The following is a 17118-nucleotide window of genomic DNA, read 5'->3' on the forward strand; positions in this document are numbered from 1 at the left end:
GGCCCGGCCGGTTACGCGTCGTCAGCCGCGGCCGGTCAGTTCTCGGCCCTTCGTCAGGCCGGGGTAGGTGCGCACCGGCGCCGACATCAGGAAGCGGTAACCGTCGTCGAGCACCCGCTCGACGTTGCCGGCCGTCACATGGGGATGGCCGACGGCCACCCCGCGGGCGGCGCAGATGTCGAGGATCCGCCGCTTGCTCTCCAGGACGCGCGGGTGTTCGTACTGGCGCGGGACTCCCAGCTCCTGGCTCATGTCGCCCTCGCCGATGAGGATCAGTCCGATCCCGGGCACCTGGTCGAGGATGTCCGGCAGGTTCCGGACACCGAGCTGGTCCTCGATCATGAGGCCCACCAGGATCTCGCCGTCCGGGTCCAGCGGCCACACGTCGGCCCTGGCGTAGTACTCGATGTTGGAGATGCCCCAGTAGCGGGTGGCGGCGTGCGGGCCGTCCCCGCGCAGACCGGCGGGCTCGTGGCGGGGGGCGTCGGGCAGCCGCGGGTAGCGGCAGGCGGCGACGGCGTTACGGGCCTCCTCCACCGTGGAGATGTGCGGCCAGACGACACCGAACGCGCCGAGGTCCAGGACCTGCTTGGCATGCCACTGGGCCTTCTCCGCGCCGTTGGCGGGGATACGGACGATCGGCGTGACGGCGGGCGCGAGGCTGTCGGCCTCGAAGACCTGACGTCGATTCAGCAGATACTGCAGGCTGTCCCGGAGCGCGTTGATGTCCCAGGGCTTGTGCTCCATCTCGAACACCACCGCGTCGTAGTCCGAGTTGCTCAGCTCGACCGCGGACGCCGGATCGGCCGCGGAGAAGGTCGCGAAGACGTGCTTCCCCGAACTCAGGGCACCGATCACCTTGTTGAGCCTGGACGCCGTCATCGCCTGCCTCCCTGACCGAGTGCCTCACCGGAGTTGTCCACCGAACGCCGTGTCCCGCGGCTCCCGGACCTCAGCCGCAGCCCGGACCACCAGCCACGCAGGCGGCCCAGCAGTCCGGCCGGTCGAGGTGCTGCCACGAGCGGCTCGGGTGACGTGGCCGTGATGGGGACGGGCTCGGGGGTCGCTGCGCATCGCTGGACCAGTTGGTCGGAGAACTCCTTCGTCATGCGCGAGACCACCGCTCCCGCACCGGATTCGATCAACTTGGCGAGTTTTCCGTTGAGTTTGATCTCGCCGTCGACGTGGATCCGGGAGGTCCCGGGAGCGTCCCCCTCGGCGACACGAAAGGTGGCGTGGGCGTTGAAGCGGGTGGCGCCCTGCCCGTCGCTGCCCCGGGCCGAGAGCCGGCCCTCGTGCGCGGGCTCGTCCAGGTCCAGGGTGATCCGGGCCGCGAACCTGACCCGTATCCCGCCGAACCTGATGGCCAGCGACCCGTCGAAGGACCCGTCCTCGTGCGAAGGCCCCAGTTCGGCGCCGCCGATGCAGCCCACGACCTCCGAGGGGTCGGAGATGACCTCCCAGACACGTCGGGGCGGACTCGGCACGGCTATCTCGTCCGTGATCGATATCAAAGCGGTGACCTCACTCGGCGACAGACATGACGGCATGGAGAGGAAAGGGGGCGGCGGCCACGGCGACTTGACGGCACGGGGCACGGAGCCCTCGGGCAGTGGGCCGGAAAGCCGGCCGGGAAGCGGGCGGGCTACCGCGCCGCGGTGGCGTCCCGTCACTCACGTGGGCATCGAGATTGTTTTACAACTTGCAGATGGAACGTAACACCGTCATCCAATGAGCCGCAAGTACTCCTGATCAAACGGAATAGTTGTCCAACAACTTTGGCAATCAATGTCGTGCCAGCGGGTTGACAAGCCCTGACTGGGCACCTCAGCCTGACAGCGGATGGCCACCGTGACGCATCACCGACATCCCGTACGGGACACCCCCTGACCCGCGGGGCGCCGGGGCTCACGAAGAACCGTCAAGAACCACGAAGCAGCGTGAGCAGCGTGCAGCGGCACGAGTCATGACGCCCGCACGCCATGGGAAAGTGAGCACTCTTGAGCACGTACACCGCAGCGGTACGGGACTACGCGCACACCACCCCGTTGAAGACGGGGCAGCGCGAGATCCGCGACTGCGGCCTCGAATTCGTCGAGGTCGACCCCATCCACAAGGCGTTCGCCCCCATGGTCCGCGAGCTGAGGTTCGACGTGGCCGAGCTGGCGATCGCCACGTATCTGCAGGCCTGGGAACAGGGCAAGGGGATCAGCCTGCTGCCGATCGTCATGAGCGGCCGCCCGCATCACAACACGCTCGCGCAGTTGCCGGACGGCCGGATCCGCCACCCCGCCGAGCTGGTGGGCCGGCGGGTCGGCGTGCGGGCGTACAGCCAGACCACGGGGCTGTGGGTCCGCGGCGTCCTGAAGGAGGACTACGGGGTCGAGGCCGACCGGATCACCTGGGTCACCACGGAGGGCCCGCACGTGGAGGAGTACGTCGAGCCGCCGAACGTGGAGCGGTCCTCCAGCACCCTCAAGGACCTGCTGCACGACGGCGACATCGCCGCCGTGATCGGCGGCGGGAGTGGGCTCGTCCCGGTCGTCCAGGACTGGGAGGAGGCCGAAGCGGCGTGGCTCGGACGGCACGCGACCGTGCCGATCAATCACATGCTCACCGTCCGCACCGACCTGCTGAGGAACGACCCGGAGGCCGTCCGCGGGATCTACGACGCCTTCACCGCGAGCATCGACGACACCAGGACGGACACCTCACGGTCGGTCCGGGAGCGTGCCGTCACCCACGGCCTCGACGACACGCTCCTCGCAGGGGTGCGACTGGCCATCCGGTACGCCCGTGAGCAGCAGCTCATCCGGTCCGCGGTGACGGCCGAGGAGCTGTTCGCCGACTACACGAAGTTCATCCACCCATGACCGCGCTCCGCCCTCCGCAGTCCCCGGCGATCGGTCGCCGGGCTCCGTCAAGCCAATGAGTCTTCACCATCCCACCCTGCGGATTGTTTGACGATCCAGCCGAAGAATCCTTGATAGTGCCTTTTGACGGGCGTACGGTGGCCAAAAGTGTCAGACAGTTCAGGTCAATCCGTCGGTCGAGTCACGCCATCAGCGATCGGGCACCACCGCACTCCCCGGGTTGGGACGCAACAAAGGAGTTGCTTCATGTCCAGCACCTTGTCCGTCGCGGTGAAGTCCTCTCCGCACACGACGTTCCTCGCAGAACCCGGCTTCGGCATCGCCGGGCACGACATCGAGCTCGCGGCTGCCGATCCGATCTACAAGGTGTTCGCCCCGATGGTGCGTGAGCTGCGGTACGACGTCAGCGAGCTGGCGATCGCGACCTTCCTCCAGGCCCATGAGGCCGGCGTGCCCGTCGCGCTGCTGCCGGTGGTGCTCAGTGGCGCCTTCCACCACCACTCCCTCACCCGCTGGCCCGGATCGGCCGAGATCGGCCCATCGGACCTGGCGGGCCGGCGAGTCGGTGTCCGGGCCTACAGCCAGACGACCGGACTGTGGGTCCGCGGCATCCTGCACGAGGAGTTCGGCGTCGACGCCGAGGACGTCACCTGGGTCACCACCGAGGAACCGCACGTCGCGAGCTACGTCAAGCCGCCCAACGTCGAACGCACCACGGGAAAGGTCCTCGACCTGCTGGAGCACGGTGACGTCGTGGCCGCCGTTCTGGGTCCACCGGCACTGGACGGGGCGCAGGGCCCCCTGGTGCCCGTCATTCCGGACTGGCGCGAGGCCGAAGAGGCCTGGGGCGCCCGCCACGGGACGGTTCCGATCAACCACATGCTCACCGTCCGACGGGATCTCCTGGAAGCCGAGCCGGGGGCCGTGTCCGAGCTCTACCAGGCCTTCGGTGCCAGGATCGAAGCACGCAAGACGGCCGAGACCTCCCCCGGCCCCCGTGTGCGCGCCCTGCGGTTCGGGGTGAGCGACGAGCTCGTCGCCGGTCTGCGGACCGCGATCGACTACGCCCTGCAGCAGAACGTGATCCGCACGCCCGTCACCGTGGACGAACTCCTCGGCGACTTCACCCGGCACCTCGGCGAGCGGGCCTGATCACACCCGGCCGTCGCGCCGTCCGTCGCTTCCATCGCTTCCGTCGGTTCCATCGGTTCCGCCGCTTCCGCCGCTTCCGCCAGTACAGCTGCGCCCTTCACCAGTACAGAGGTGCTCATGTTCCACGTCGACACGCACACCCACATCATCTCGCCCGACACCGCCGCCTACCCCGCGGCTCCGCTCGGCGGCCACCGCTCCACCTGGAGCCAGGAACGGCCCACCGACATCGACGGCCTCCTGCGTGCGGCCGACGACGCCGGCGTCGACCGCCTCGTCGTCGTGCAGGCCTCCACGGTCTACGGCTTCGACAACAACTACGTGGCCGACCAGCTCGCCCGGCACGCCGACCGCATCAGCGGAATCTGCTCGGTCGACTTCCTCTCCCCCGACGCCGTCGGCGACCTGCGTCACTGGATCGACGAGCGGGGCTTCTCCGGGGTCCGCATCCGCGCCGCCGACGGGACGACCGCCGTTCCGACCCCCGGCCGAGGGCTCGACGACGAGCGCATGGCGCCGGTCTGGCAGTTCCTCTCCGACCGCCGGGTGCCGGTCTGCATACAGATGCACGCCCAGCACGCCCCTATCCTCGCGGGGCTCCTCCAGCAGTACCCGGGACTCACCGCGGTCCTCGACCACGCGGGGCGGCCTCAACTGGGCGACGACACGCCGCTGTATCCCGACGCCTCAGGAGCCGCCTCAGAAACCGCCCCGGGAGCCACCCCTGGAGTCACCCCGCTCAGCGAGACGGGCCGGGTCTTCATCAAGCTCACCCCGCCGGCCGTCCTACGCGCTCAGCGCGAGGCCGGTTCCGCGGCTCCGCTGCTCCGCGCGCTGGTCGAGGAGTTCGGCCCGGCGCACGTGATGTGGGGCTCCAACTACCCCGCCTCGGCCGGGACGCTGTCCGAGCTGGCCGATCTCGTCAAGGGACAGCTGCCCTCGCTCGACGCCGGGGGCCTGGCGATGATCGCGGGCGGCACAGCCGCCCAGCTGTACGGGCTTGCCCCTGCCGACGCCTCCACCGGCACATCCGACTCCGCATCCAACTCCGCCTCCCGGAGCTAGGCGGTGTCCATGAACCGAGCCCGGCACCGCTCCGTCGTCCTGGCCGCCCTGGGCCTGGTGGTCGCCCTGCTCGCCACCGCGTGCGGCGGCGGTCCGCCTCCCGATCCGAAGGCCAAGGACCTGGACTCCCTGTACCAGGAGGCCAAGGCCGAGGGAGAGGTCATCTGGTTCACGCCGAAACCGCAGTCACAGATGCGGCCGGCCATCGACGCCTTCAAGAAGAAGTACCCCGGGATCAAGGTCAAGTACACGAACAAGAAGGCCCCTGACCTCGTCACCCAGCTCAATGTCGAACAAGCGGCGAACCGGGTCAGCTTCGACGTCTCCAACGCCGGCGGGCTGACCGTGCTGCCGTCGCTGGACATGGCGGCGAAGGTGGACTGGGCCGACTACGGGGTGCCCGCCGACCAGGTCTTCGCCGACAACTTCGTCTACGTCTGGGCCGTACCGAAGGTCTGGGCGTACAACACCGACGCCGTCCCCGAGAAGGACGTACCCGCGAGCTGGAACGACCTGCTCGACTCGCGGTGGAAGGGGGGCAAACTGACCGTCGAGTCACGTGGTTCCTTCATGACCGCGTGGGCTCAGGCCCCGTCCCTCGGCGCCGACGCCGGACTCGCCTACGCCTCGCGGCTGGCCGAGCTGAGCCCGCACTACACCGAGAACACCACACAGGCCCACACCAACATCGTCTCCGGCCAGACACCGGTGGGCACCGACCTGATCAACCTCGTACTGGACGACCAGGCCAAGGGCGCGCCGGTCGCCGTCGCACCGATCGGCCCCACCAACGCCAACAAGTCCTACCTCTTCGCGCCCAAGGGCTCGCCCCACCCGGCGGCGGGCCGGCTCCTGACCGCCTTCCTCGCCTCCGAAGAGGGCCAGGCCGCCCTGGTCGACACCTACAACTCGGTCATCCCCACCGACACCGACTGCACGGACGCCGCCACCAACCGCGTCATCGGCGCCCTGTGCAAGGCCGGCATCAAGTGGTTCAGCGAAACCGACGTCAAGCAGTACACGCAGTTCTCAGCCTTCTTCCCCAAGGTCGAAGACGCCTTGGGCACCGACGTCGACTGAAGGCCTTCACCGGCGCACCTCTGCCTGCGACCGGCAACCACAGGCAGGCAGAGAACTCGTCCGCTCACCCTTGGAGACTTCAGCGATGCAGTCTGGCACCCAGCCCTCCGCCGGTGTACGCCCTGACCACCCGGGCCCCGTCGAGGCCGACGCAGCCGACGTGACCGCCGTACACCCCGGACGCCGGGACCGCGTCCTGGGTGGCATCAACATCGCCATCGGCGCCGTCCTCGCCTATCTCGTCATCTTCCCCTTGGGCATGCTGGTCTACAGCAGCCTCAAGGACAGCGAGTTCAAACTGCCCTTCCAGATATCCGGGTTCTCGCTCGCCAACTTCACCCAGATCTTCACCTCCGAGCGGCTGCTCGAAGTCACGCTCAACTCGCTGTTCTTCGTGGTCGGCACCGTGGTGCTGGCCCTGGTCATCAGCGTCAGCCTCGCCTATCTCTTCGAGCGGACCGACATCCCCGGGCGCCGTGTCCTCGCACCGAGCACGCTGGCTCCCATGGCCGTGCCGGCCACGGTCATGGCAGTGGCGTGGGTCCTGGCGGCCAACCCGGCCAACGGTCCGATCGCCCTCGCCATCGAGCGGACCCTCGGATTCACGATCAACATCTACTCGCTGCCCGGCATGATCCTGGTGGCCGGCATCTTCGGCGTACCGGGCATGTACATCATGCTCGCGCCGACGTTCGCCCGGCTCAACCTGGAGTTCGAGGAGGCCGCAGCCACCTCGGGAGCCGGCTGGTGGACACGGACACGCAAGGTGGTCCTGCCGCTCACCCTGCCGGGCATCTCCGCGGCGAGCATGCTGCTGGTCGTCATCGCGCTGGAGGAGTTCGCCATCCCGGCGATGCTCGGGATGCCGAACCAGATCTATGTGTTCAGCAGTTACGTCCAGGCCGCGCTGCAGCCGCCGTCGGGGCTGCCCAACTACGGCCGGGCCAGCGCGTACGGCATTCTGCTGGTCCTGCTGTCCCTCGTGATGATCGCCGTCTACCGGCGCCAGACCCGCGAGGCACACCGCTTCCGGGTGGTGGGCGGCAAGGGCTACCGGGCCACGCCGGTGCAGCTGGGGCGGTGGCGCGTCCCGATCGTCACCGTCGTGGCGCTGTACGTGCTCGTCGCGATCGTCGTACCCATCCTGACCCTGGTCTGGACGAGCCTGACCCCGTTCCTGCAGCCGATCAGCGTCGACAGCCTGGACGGGCTCAGCCTGGCCAACTACACGTCGATCTTCGCCGACCCGAATCTGAGCCACGCGCTCGTCAACACGCTCGTCATCAGCCTGCTCACGGCGACCCTGACCGCCGCCTTCGGCACCTGGCTGGCGCTGGCCTCCGCACGCGGCGGGCGCACCGGCCGGGTGCTCTTCGACCTGTCGTTCCTGGTCTTCGCCATCCCCAGCATCGTCCTGGGCATGGCGGTGCTGTTCCTCTACCTGTACCTGCCCATCCCCGTGTACGGCACGGTGTGGATCATCGTCATCGCGCTCACCACCCGCTACATCCCGCGTGGCTCACGCATGATCCAGACCTCTCTGCTGCAGCTCGACCCCGGCCTCGAAGAGGTGGGCCGTGTCTCGGGGGCGACGAACACCACCGTGATGCGCCGGGTGGTACTGCCCCTCCTCGCGCCCGCCGTGTCGCGGACCTGGCTGTGGGTGTTCGCCAACGCGCTGGGGGAGCTGCCCATCGCGCTGCTGCTGTCCAGCTCCGACAACCGCACGGTCGTCGTACTGCTGTGGGACATGATCGGCGAGAGCGCGAACTATCCCGAGGCCAGTGCCCTCGCCGTACTGCTGCTCGCCCTCTCCTCCGTCTCGGTCTGGTGGGTCAACCGTCGCGGCTTCCAACAACACATGTGAGGTGTCCTGACCGTGCAGAACCTCGTCTCCTCCGACCGTTCCCCCGACCATTCCTCCGGCTCCTGCGTCGACTACTCCGTCGAGATCTCCGGCCTGGAGAAGCGATACACCCCCCAGCGCGGAGGGGAAGTGAGCCGCGGCATCGAAGATGTCAGCTTCACCGTCCCGCACAACAAGTTCTTCACGCTGCTGGGGCCCAGTGGTTGCGGCAAGACGACCACCCTGCGCTGTCTCGCCGGGCTGGAGACAGCCGATCACGGTGAGATCTCGATGAACGGCAGGACGGTCTTCTCCGCCGCGGACCGCCGTGATGTCTCTCCCGACGCCCGGCCGATCGCGATGGTGCCGCAGTCCTACGGGATCTGGCCGCACATGAAGGTCTTCGACAACGCCGCGTTCCCCCTCCGGTACGGCCGCACCACCTATCCGCGGGACCAGACACGACAGCGTGTCCTCGGCATGCTCGAACAGGTGGGACTGTCCGAGTACGCCGACCGGTGGCCCACCCAGCTCAGTGGTGGCCAGCAGCAGCGGCTGGCACTGGCCAGGGCCCTGCTCTGCGAACCGGAGGTCCTGCTCCTCGACGAACCGCTGTCCAACCTGGACGCCAAGCTGCGCTCACAACTGCGCGCCGAACTACGGGCGTTCCAGCTGAAGTTCGGCGTCACCACGATCTACGTGACGCACGACCAGGGTGAGGCCCTGGCGATGTCCGACACGATCGTCGTCATGAACCAGGGCCGGATCGAGCAGATCGGATCGCCGAGCGAGATCTACGATTCGCCGGCCTCGCGGTTCGTCGCCGACTTCGTCGGCAGCGCCAATCTGATCCCCGGCGTGACGGAAGAAGCGGTGGGCGCCGGTGACCGCGCGATCGACGCGAAGACCGCGGTGGGGGTGGTGCGGTGCGAGCGCTTCACCACTCCCCCGGTACTCCCCGCCGCCGGGCAGGAGTTGTCCGTCTGCATCCGGCCCGAGAACATCCGCGTCACCCCCGGGGCGCCGGACACCGAGGGTCCGAATCGGTTCACCGCGCGCATCACGTCCAGCGAATACCTCGGTGACCGCCAAGAAGTGGTCGTCGCCGTGGGCGACATCGTGCTCCGCGCGCACGCCGACGCGCACCTCGACGCCCGTCCGGGCGACGAGGTGACCGTGGTACTGGACCCCGCGTGGGCCATCGCGCTGTGGTACTGACCAAGGGCGTAGGGACCCCCGGACGGGTCGTTCGAGCGTCATGCGCTCGCAGGCCGCCCGGAGGTCCCCCGGCTTCACGCCACCGCGCCGTCGACGACGGTCGTGGCCATCACCTCTGTCTCTGCCTTCCTGGTCTGCGGCGCTCCTGATCAGTCCGGCAGCGCGAAGACGATCAGCGCGTCCCCGTGGCCCGCGCCGAGCATGCCGGGGATGATGCCCTCGAGCCAGCCACCCCAGCCGACCGGCACGGCGACGTACTGCTTGCCGTCGATGCTGTAGGTCATCGCGCTGCCGTGGTGGCCGCTGCCGCACTGGAACTTCCACAACTCGTCGCCGGTGCGGGCGTCGAGCGCGATGAACTCACCCGCCGGAGTACCGGAGAACACCAGGTCCCCCGCGGTGGCGAGGACCGACGAGGCCATCGGGTGCTGGTTGCGCCAGCGCCACTTCTCCTCGCCGTGGGAGTCGAACGCGCTGACCGACCCGGCCATGTTGTCGATGTCCACCTGCACGGCGGCACCCCAGTACGGCATGCCTTCCTTGAACTCACGGCGCCGCCGGGTGGCGGTGGCTCCCACGTCGGCGACCGGCACGTAGAACATGTCGGTGCGCGGGCTGTACGCCGCGTGCGTCCACTCCTTCGCGCCCGCCGGGCCGGGGTAGAAGTGGACGGGCTCGCCCTCCTTGTCCGGGTACTTGCGGGGCGTCACCCTGCCGTCACGGGTGATGGTGCCCCAGTCGATCCGGTCGACGAACGGGGTGACGTGCTGCAACTGGCCGTTGGTGCGGTCCAGCACGAAGAAGTAACCGTTCTTGTCGAAGTGAGCGAGCAGCTTCTTCCCGTCCCGCTCGAACAGGATCATCTCCATCGTGGAGTCGTAGTCCCAGAGGTCGTGCGGGGTGAACTGGTAGTGCCAGACGATCCGGCCGGAGTCCACGTCCACCGCGACGACGCAGTCGGTGTAGAGGTTGTCGCCCTCACGGACCTCACCGTCGAAGTCGGGCGCCGGGTTGCCGGTGCCCGCGTAGTACAGGTTCGTCTCCGGGTCGTAGCTCCCGGTGACCCAGTGGTTCGCGCCGCCCCGCGCCCAGGCCTCACCGTCGGCGGGCCAGGTCTCGGAGCCCGGCTCGCCGGGCTTGGGCACGGTGTAGCAGCGCCAACGGTGCTCGCCGGTCTCCAGGTCCCAGCAGTCGATGTGGCCACGCACGCCGAACTCGCCGCCGGAGCTGCCGGTGATGAGCGTGTCCTTGACGACCAGCGGAGCGAGGGTGGCACTCTCGCCGGCGCGCACGTCCCCGGTGGTCTTCTCCCAGACCTTCTTGCCGTTGGTGGCGTCCAGGGCCAGCAGGTGGGCGTTCGGGGTGACGAAGTAGACCTTGCCGCCCGCCACCGCGCAGCCGCGATTGACGTTCCCACAGCAGAGTGAGACGTCGAACGGCACCGCGTGCTTGTATCGCCAGAGCTGCTCGCCGGTCTTCGCGTCCAGAGCCCAGAACCAGCCGTCCCAGCCGGTGACGTACATGACGCCGTCCACGACGATGGGGCAGGCCTCGAACGCGTAGGTCGACGCACCCGCGATCTGGCCCGAGGCGCCTGCCTGGAAGATCCAGGCGGGCCCGATGCGTTTGACGTTCTCCGTGTTGATCTGGTCCAGCAGGCTGTACCGCTTGCCGTCGTAGTCGCCGTAGTAGGTGAGCCAGTTCTCAGATTCCGCACGCGCGTTGAGGAGGCGCTTGTAGTTGACGTTGTTGGCCACTGCGGGCGCGGTGCCGGAGGCGGCGCTGAGCGCTCCGTGGTCGATCGCCTCACCCGCGTCCACGTACTCGACTGTCATGGGTTCGTTCCTCTCTACCGGCGCGGCTGGTCGGGACGGTCGAGTCGGGCCTCCGGAGGCACCTCTCCGAGCACGACGATGGCGGCGGTCAGGCCACGGCCCTCGTCGTTGCCGCCCGGCGAGCTGTACCAGTAGTAGCCAGGGCCGTCCAGGTTGAGCTTCGCCCGGCCCTTCGAGTGGTTCAGCAGCCAGATGAACTTCTTGTCGCCGTTGCTCGGCAGCAGGCAGGCGTGCGTGTTCTTGTCGTCGTTGATGACCGTCAGCTCGACATCACCACCGTGCGGCAGGACCAGGATCGCGGGATCCCAGGCGATCTCGTCCTCCTTGATCCGGATCGTCGCCTCCATCGTTCCGTCGGCTCGCTCCGTGGCCCTCGCGATGCTTCCGGTTCCGAGGACGCGACCGATCGCTGCCTGGTTCTGTGCGTCCAATCCGAGTTCGTTCAGCAAATCAGCGCGTTCCTGAACTGCCCCCATTGGACTTCACCTCCTCATGTTGAAGACCCTGTCATCCCGTCAGGTGGTTCGCCTTTAGTTCGTCGCGCATACGACAGCACATGCCGAATCGAGGAAATTCGAGCCGCCGACACAACCGGAATTCCAATGGACCGGGCATCAATAGGCAATCAATGTCCCGCAACGAGACTGGACACTACGCTCAGCACGACCACCCCGAAAGGGGGGACCGCCGGTCCGGCCCGCGACACCGTTCGCACGGTGTGACCTACCGCTCGGACCGGAATAGGAACCACAGAACATCCACCGGACAGCGTGCTGTGCCCCGTCCGAGCCGGCGGGGTGGTCGGGCCGGACGGTCAAGCCAGGTCGAACCGGTCGAGGTTCATGACCTTGTTCCAGGCCGCCACGAAGTCGCGCACGAACCTCTCTCCGGCGTCATCGCTCGCATAGACCTCCGCCAGCGCACGCAGCTCGGAATTCGACCCGAAGACGAGGTCGACCCGGCCCGCGGTCCACCTGATCTCACCGCTTCGCCGGTCACGGCCCTCGAAGGTCTTCGGGACCGCGCCGTTCGCCGCGTTCGCCACCCACTGCGTATTCATGTCGAGCAGGTTGACGAAGAAGTCATTGGTCAACGACCCCGGCGTCTCGGTGAACACGCCCAGCGGAGACTGCCCGTGGTTGGCGCCCAGGACGCGCAGCCCGCCGACGAGGACGGTCATCTCGGCGGCGCTCAGCGTCAGTTGGTCGGCGCGCTCGACCAGCAGGTACTCCGCCGGTAGCCGGTTGTCCTCTCCGACGTAGTTGCGGAACCCGTCCGCGGCCGGCTCCAGCGCGGCGAACGACTCCGCGTCGGTCCACTCCTGCGTGGCGTCGGTACGGCCCGGGGTGAACGGCACCTGGATCTCGTGCCCGGCCTCGGCGGCGGCGCGTTCCACGGCGGCGCATCCGCCGAGCACGACGAGATCGGCCAGCGAGACCCTCCTGCCCGTGCGCTGCTCGGCGTTGAACCGCTCCTGGATCCCTTCCAGGGTGCTCACCACGGTCGTGACCGTATCCGGGCCGTTTGCGTCCCAGCCGCGCTGTGGCTCCAGCCGGATACGCGCTCCGTTCGCCCCGCCACGCCTGTCGCTGCCGCGGAACGTCGAGGCCGACGCCCAGGCCGTGAGCACCAGTCGGGACACCGGCAGTCCTGAGGCGAGGATCCGGTTCTTGAGCTCGGCGACGTCGGCGGCGTCGACCAGCTCGCCGTCCACCTCGGGCACCGGGTCCTGCCAGATCAGCCGCTCGGCGGGGACCAGCGGCCCCAGGTAGCGCTGGATCGGGCCCATGTCGATGTGCGTGAGCTTGAACCAGGCGCGGGCGAACGCGTCCGCCAGCCGGTCCGGGTGCTCCAGGAAGTGCCGGGCGACGGGCCCATAGACAGGGTCCTCGCGCAGCGCGAGGTCCGTCGTGAGCATCCTCGGGGTGTGGGTCTTCGACGGGTCGTGAGGATCCGGCACGGTGCCTCGTCCTTCGCCGTCGCCGGGAACCCACTGCCACAGACCGGCGGGGCTGAGCTCGACGTCCCACGTGTAGGCGAACAGGGTCTCGAGAAAGGTGTTGTCCCACGTGGTGGGGGTGGGAGTCCAGATGCCCTCAAGGCCGCTGGAGATCGTGTCGGGGCCCTTGCCGGTGCCGTGGCTGCTCCGCCAGCCCAGTCCCTGGTCCTCGACGGGGGCGCCTTCGGGCCCGGCGGCGAGGTGGCGGCCCGGGTCGGCCGCGCCGTGCGTCTTGCCGAACGTGTGCCCGCCCGCGATCAGCGCGACGGTCTCCTCGTCGTTCATCCCCATGCGCCCGAACGTGGTGCGGATGGCGCGGCCGGCCGCCACGGGGTCCGGCAGGGTACCCGGGCCCTGCGGGTCGACGTAGATGAGGCCCATCTCATCGGCGGCCAGCGGTTCCTCCAGGTCCCGGACACCGGTGTGGCGCTCGTCGGCGAGCCAGGTGCGCTCCGGGCCCCAGTAGGCGTCCTCGTCGGACTCCCAGGCGTCCTCCCGGCCGCCCGCGAAGCCGAAGGTCCGCAGGCCCATCGTCTCCAGCGCACGGTTGCCCGCGAACACCATCAGGTCGGCCCAGGAGATCGTGCGGCCGTACTTCCGCTTCACCGGCCACAGCAATCGGCGCGCCTTGTCGAGGTTGCGGTTGTCCGGCCAGCTGTTGGTGGGCGCGAAGCGCTGCATCCCCCTGCTCGCACCGCCCCGGCCGTCGCCGACGCGGTACGTGCCGGCGCAGTGCCACGCCATCCGGAGCACGAGCGGTCCGTAGTGGCCGAAGTCGGCGGGCCACCAGTCCTGCGAGGTGGTCAGCGTCTCGTCGATGTCGTGTGCCAGGGTGTCCAGGTCGATGGTCCGGAATGCGGCGGCGTAGTCGAACTCCTCGCCCAGCACGCCGGTCGCGGACTGATGCCTGGCCAGCATCCTCAGGTCGAGCCGGTCGGGCCACCAGTCACGGCTGTCCCCGCCGGCCGCCGGGTGACGACGGCGGCCGGCCGCACGGCGGGTGCCCAGGACCTGGTCGTACGTCCTGCTGACGACGACGGCGTCGGGGTTCTCCGGCATGGCAGCTCCTTCCGGGGCCTCGAAGCGATGTGCGGCGCGGCGCTCAAGTCACCGGCGATGTCGAGCCGGTCGAGGTTGTCAGTGTCCTCGGGCCACCCAGTCCAGCAGGTGCGGTGCCTCGGCGCCGATCCAGGTCGCCTCGCCGTGCCCGGTGCGCACCTCGACCTCCGGCGGCAGGGTGAGCAGCCGGTCCCGGACCGACTCGATGATCGTGTCGAACGAGGAGAACGACCGTCCGGTGGCGCCGGGACCGCCGGAGAAGAGCGTGTCCCCGCTGAAGAGTGTGCCCAGCTCGGGGGCGTACAGACAGGTCGACCCCGGCGAGTGCCCCGGCGTGTGCAGCGCGCGCAGCTCGACTCCGCCGGCGCGTAGCACGTCGCCGTCGGCCAGCGCCCGGTCCGGTGTGCGCTCCTGCCAGGTCATCTCCCACAGCGGCGCCTCGGCCGGGTGCAGCACGATCGGCGCACCGTACCGATCGGCCAGCGCGGGTGCCTGGTTGACGTGGTCGTCGTGTGCGTGGGTGCACACCACCGCGACCACCCGCCGGTCCCCCACCGCCGCCGCGATCGCGTCCGCGTCGTGGGCGGCGTCGATCACCAGCACTTCGACGTCGTCACCGACGATCCAGACGTTGTTGCTCACCTCCCAGACCCCGCCGTCCAGCGAGAACGTCCCGTTGGTCACGACGCGTTCGACCGCCGACCCGTGACGGTGGACTTCGCGCCGGTTCACAGCACCACCACCGAGCGCAGTACCTCGCCCCGCTCCATCCGGTGGAACGCCCCCTCGATCTCGTCGAGCCCGATGGTCTCGGAGACGAACCTCTCCAGCGGCGGTCGGCCCCGCGGGTGCAGGTCGATCAGCCTGGGGAGGTCCCGGCTGGGCAGGCAGTCGCCGTACCAGGACGACTTGGTCGCCTCGACGGCGTCGCGCCGCTGGGAGTCGGCCGTGTGGGTGGCGTCGGCCGGCCGGGCGCCGGCGATCGCCGCATCGCCGACCCCGCCGCAGCCGATCACCGCGACGGACGCGCCCGGCCGCACCCGGCCGGTGTTCACGGCCGCGCCGATCCCGGCCGTCACGCCGCAGCCGAGCAGCCCGGCCACCTCCGACTCGGCCGCCGGGTCGGCCTTCGTGCACTGTCCGGCGGCCACCAGCGTCTTCTCCGCGAAGGCCCCGATGCCCAGGGCCGGGCTCAGTGGCTGCCCGGAGGCCAGGGTCATCGGCTGCCCGGCGTTGTGCGTGCTGAAGCAGGACCACGGCTCGCCCCGCGCCGACCTGGTGGAGTCGGTCGGCGACGGGGTGAGCGACCTGTCGCCCGGGTCGACCGCCTCGTGGCCGAGCAGGAACGGGAAGTCGTCGTCGATCCCGCCCTCCCGGTAGTGCGGAGCGGTGTGACAGACCCCGCAGGCCCGCACCGCCACCACTGCCTCGCCCGGCCCCGGGTCCGGAACCGTGATCGTCTCCACCGACACGGGCTTGCCCCTGCTGTGCGGGACCACTGCGCGTACCTGCTGGGCCATTTCCCCACTCCTTGGTCGGTCGTGTCCGTTCGATCCGTCAGACGACTCGATCCGTCATGCGTCCGTCGGGCGGCGCCTCCACCGCCCGCTCCGCGCCGAGGCGAGCCATGCGGCGGGGCGAGGTACTCCTCGCCGCGACCGCCACCCGGCCGGCCCGGCCCTCCGCCGGCCGCCGGTGTCCCCGGCCCGGCGGGCACGCGCCACCACCGGCCCGATCACCCGGGCCACCGCCGCGACATCCTCGGCGGTGGAGGTACGGCCGAGGGAGAACCGCAGCGAACCGCGCGCGGTGACCTCGTCGACTCCCATGGCCAGCAGGACGTGGCTGGGCCGGGCCACCCCGGCGGTGCACGCCGAACCGGTGGAGCACTCGATGCCCTGCGCGTCCAGGAGCATGACCAGGTCGTCGCCCTCGCACCCGGGGAAGGACAGATGGACGTTGCCGGGCAGCCGGGACGGCCCGCCGTGGATCATGTGTTGCCCCCGGTCGCCGTGGAGCACCGCGTCCGGGACCGCGTCCAGCACGCGGCGGACCAACTGGTCACGCAGGTCGGCCAGTTCACGGGCCAGGCGGGGCGCCTCGGCGACGGCGTGCCGGACTGCCACCGCCAGGCCGATCACCGCCGGCACGTTCGGGGTCCCGGAGCGCAGGTCACGCTCGTGGCCTCCGCCGTGCGACAACAGCGTGCACTCCAGCCCCCGGCGCAGCAGCAGCGCGCCCTGGCCGTACGGGCCGCCCAGTTTGTGCCCGGTCAGGGTCAGCGCGTCCGCGCCGCAAGCGGCGAAGTCGACCGGCAGCACGCCGACCGCCTGCACCGCGTCGGTGTGCAGCGGTACTCCGAACCGGCGCGCGATCACGCCCAGTTCGCCGACGGGGTTCACCGTGCCGACTTCGTTGTTCGCCCACATCACGCTGACCAGCGCGGTGCGCTCGGGGGCACGGGCGAGCGCCTCGCGCAACGTCTCCGGGCGCACCCGGCCCACCGCGTCGACGGGCAGCAGCTCCACCTCGGCGCCCTCGTGCTGAGCGAGCCACCCGGCGGCATCGAGCACGGCGTGGTGCTCGGTGGCCGAGACCAGGACGCGTCTCCGGCGCGGATCGGCGTTCCGCCGCGCCCAATAGATGCCCTTGACCGCCTGGTTGTCACCCTCGGTACCGCCGCCGGTGAACACCACCTCGGACGGCCCGGCCCGCAGAGCCGCGGCGATCGACCGGCGGGACTCCTCGACCGCGCGGCGGGCCGCCCGGCCGGAGGAGTGCGACGACGCGGCGTTCCCGGTGCGCGACAGCGCCTCACTCATCGCCGTCACCACGTCGGGCAGCATCGGCGTGGTGGCCGCGTGGTCCACGTACGTCATGTCGTCCGCCGAACCCATTGCGCTGAAGTCCTGCGGCCTGGGAGATCATCGCGCATACCTGGGACATTCGATCGCGGAAAGAATGGCCGGGTGATCGTCACTCATTTCATCG

Annotated in this window: 13 protein-coding genes and 1 pseudogene; 6 read left to right on the forward strand and 8 right to left on the reverse strand. The window is 69.6% G+C overall.

Annotated elements, in window-relative coordinates; translation table 11 throughout:
- Positions 1-21 precede the first annotated feature (21 nt).
- Together ACLVWQ_RS21265 and ACLVWQ_RS21270 are read right to left on the reverse strand one after the other, a co-directional pair.
- Positions 22-882 (reverse strand): HpcH/HpaI aldolase family protein, encoded by an 861-nt coding sequence (locus tag ACLVWQ_RS21265; protein ID WP_414110629.1) that lies wholly within the window; start codon positions 880-882, stop codon positions 22-24.
- The gene (locus tag ACLVWQ_RS21270; protein ID WP_414110630.1) at positions 879-1514 is read right to left on the reverse strand and encodes an SRPBCC family protein; all 636 of its coding nucleotides are present in this window, start codon (positions 1512-1514) and stop codon (positions 879-881) included. The genes ACLVWQ_RS21265 and ACLVWQ_RS21270 overlap by 4 nt, the downstream gene beginning before the upstream one ends.
- Before the next feature lie 486 nt (positions 1515-2000).
- Here ACLVWQ_RS21270 and ACLVWQ_RS21275 point away from each other — a divergent pair, with 486 nt between their 5' ends.
- The 6 genes from ACLVWQ_RS21275 to ACLVWQ_RS21300 all read left to right on the forward strand — a co-directional run bounded on the left by ACLVWQ_RS21275 (position 2001) and on the right by ACLVWQ_RS21300 (position 9234).
- Positions 2001-2873 carry a hypothetical protein gene (locus tag ACLVWQ_RS21275; RefSeq protein WP_414110631.1) on the forward strand — a complete coding sequence of 291 codons (873 nt, stop codon included), beginning with the start codon at positions 2001-2003 and terminating at the stop codon, positions 2871-2873.
- A 246-nt stretch (positions 2874-3119) separates the two neighbouring features.
- A complete protein-coding gene (locus ACLVWQ_RS21280; RefSeq protein WP_414110633.1) occupies positions 3120-4025 on the forward strand; it encodes a hypothetical protein in 906 nt (301 codons plus the stop codon).
- Between the two features lie 117 nt (positions 4026-4142).
- The gene (locus ACLVWQ_RS21285) at positions 4143-5090 is read left to right on the forward strand and encodes an amidohydrolase family protein (RefSeq protein ID WP_414110635.1); all 948 of its coding nucleotides are present in this window, start codon (positions 4143-4145) and stop codon (positions 5088-5090) included.
- Positions 5091-5099: 9 nt separating this feature from the next.
- Positions 5100-6170, forward strand: coding sequence for an ABC transporter substrate-binding protein (locus tag ACLVWQ_RS21290; RefSeq protein WP_414110637.1), 1071 nt, complete (start codon positions 5100-5102; stop codon positions 6168-6170).
- An 85-nt stretch (positions 6171-6255) separates the two neighbouring features.
- Positions 6256-8037: an ABC transporter permease gene (locus ACLVWQ_RS21295; protein WP_414110638.1), complete on the forward strand. Its 1782-nt coding sequence runs from the start codon at positions 6256-6258 to the stop codon at positions 8035-8037.
- 12 nt (positions 8038-8049) lie between these two features.
- Positions 8050-9234, forward strand: coding sequence for an ABC transporter ATP-binding protein (locus ACLVWQ_RS21300; protein WP_414110640.1), 1185 nt, complete (start codon positions 8050-8052; stop codon positions 9232-9234).
- A 149-nt stretch (positions 9235-9383) separates the two neighbouring features.
- On the opposite strand, the gene ACLVWQ_RS21305 is transcribed toward ACLVWQ_RS21300, so the two are convergent.
- From ACLVWQ_RS21305 to ACLVWQ_RS21330, 6 genes and pseudogenes are all read right to left on the reverse strand, one after another.
- Complete coding sequence (locus ACLVWQ_RS21305; protein ID WP_414110641.1) at positions 9384-11069, reverse strand: PQQ-dependent dehydrogenase, methanol/ethanol family; 1686 nt, start codon at positions 11067-11069, stop codon at positions 9384-9386.
- 14 nt (positions 11070-11083) lie between these two features.
- Positions 11084-11545, reverse strand: coding sequence for an MSMEG_3727 family PQQ-associated protein (locus ACLVWQ_RS21310; protein ID WP_414110642.1), 462 nt, complete (start codon positions 11543-11545; stop codon positions 11084-11086).
- A 338-nt stretch (positions 11546-11883) separates the two neighbouring features.
- Positions 11884-14127: a catalase/peroxidase HPI gene (gene katG, locus ACLVWQ_RS21315; protein ID WP_414110643.1), complete on the reverse strand. Its 2244-nt coding sequence runs from the start codon at positions 14125-14127 to the stop codon at positions 11884-11886.
- Between the two features lie 78 nt (positions 14128-14205).
- Positions 14206-14859, reverse strand: coding sequence for an MBL fold metallo-hydrolase (locus tag ACLVWQ_RS21320; protein ID WP_414110644.1), 654 nt, complete (start codon positions 14857-14859; stop codon positions 14206-14208).
- Positions 14856-15647, reverse strand: a complete 792-nt coding sequence (locus ACLVWQ_RS21325; protein ID WP_414110645.1) for an alcohol dehydrogenase catalytic domain-containing protein — start codon at positions 15645-15647, stop codon at positions 14856-14858. The genes ACLVWQ_RS21320 and ACLVWQ_RS21325 overlap by 4 nt, the downstream gene beginning before the upstream one ends.
- A 180-nt stretch (positions 15648-15827) precedes the next feature.
- A pseudogene (locus tag ACLVWQ_RS21330) lies at positions 15828-17006 on the reverse strand (cysteine desulfurase family protein); the annotation flags it as partial.
- Between the last annotated feature and the right edge of the window lie 112 nt (positions 17007-17118).

Source organism: Streptomyces sp. CWNU-52B (assembly GCF_047444975.1).
Lineage (GTDB): Bacteria > Actinomycetota > Actinomycetes > Streptomycetales > Streptomycetaceae > Streptomyces.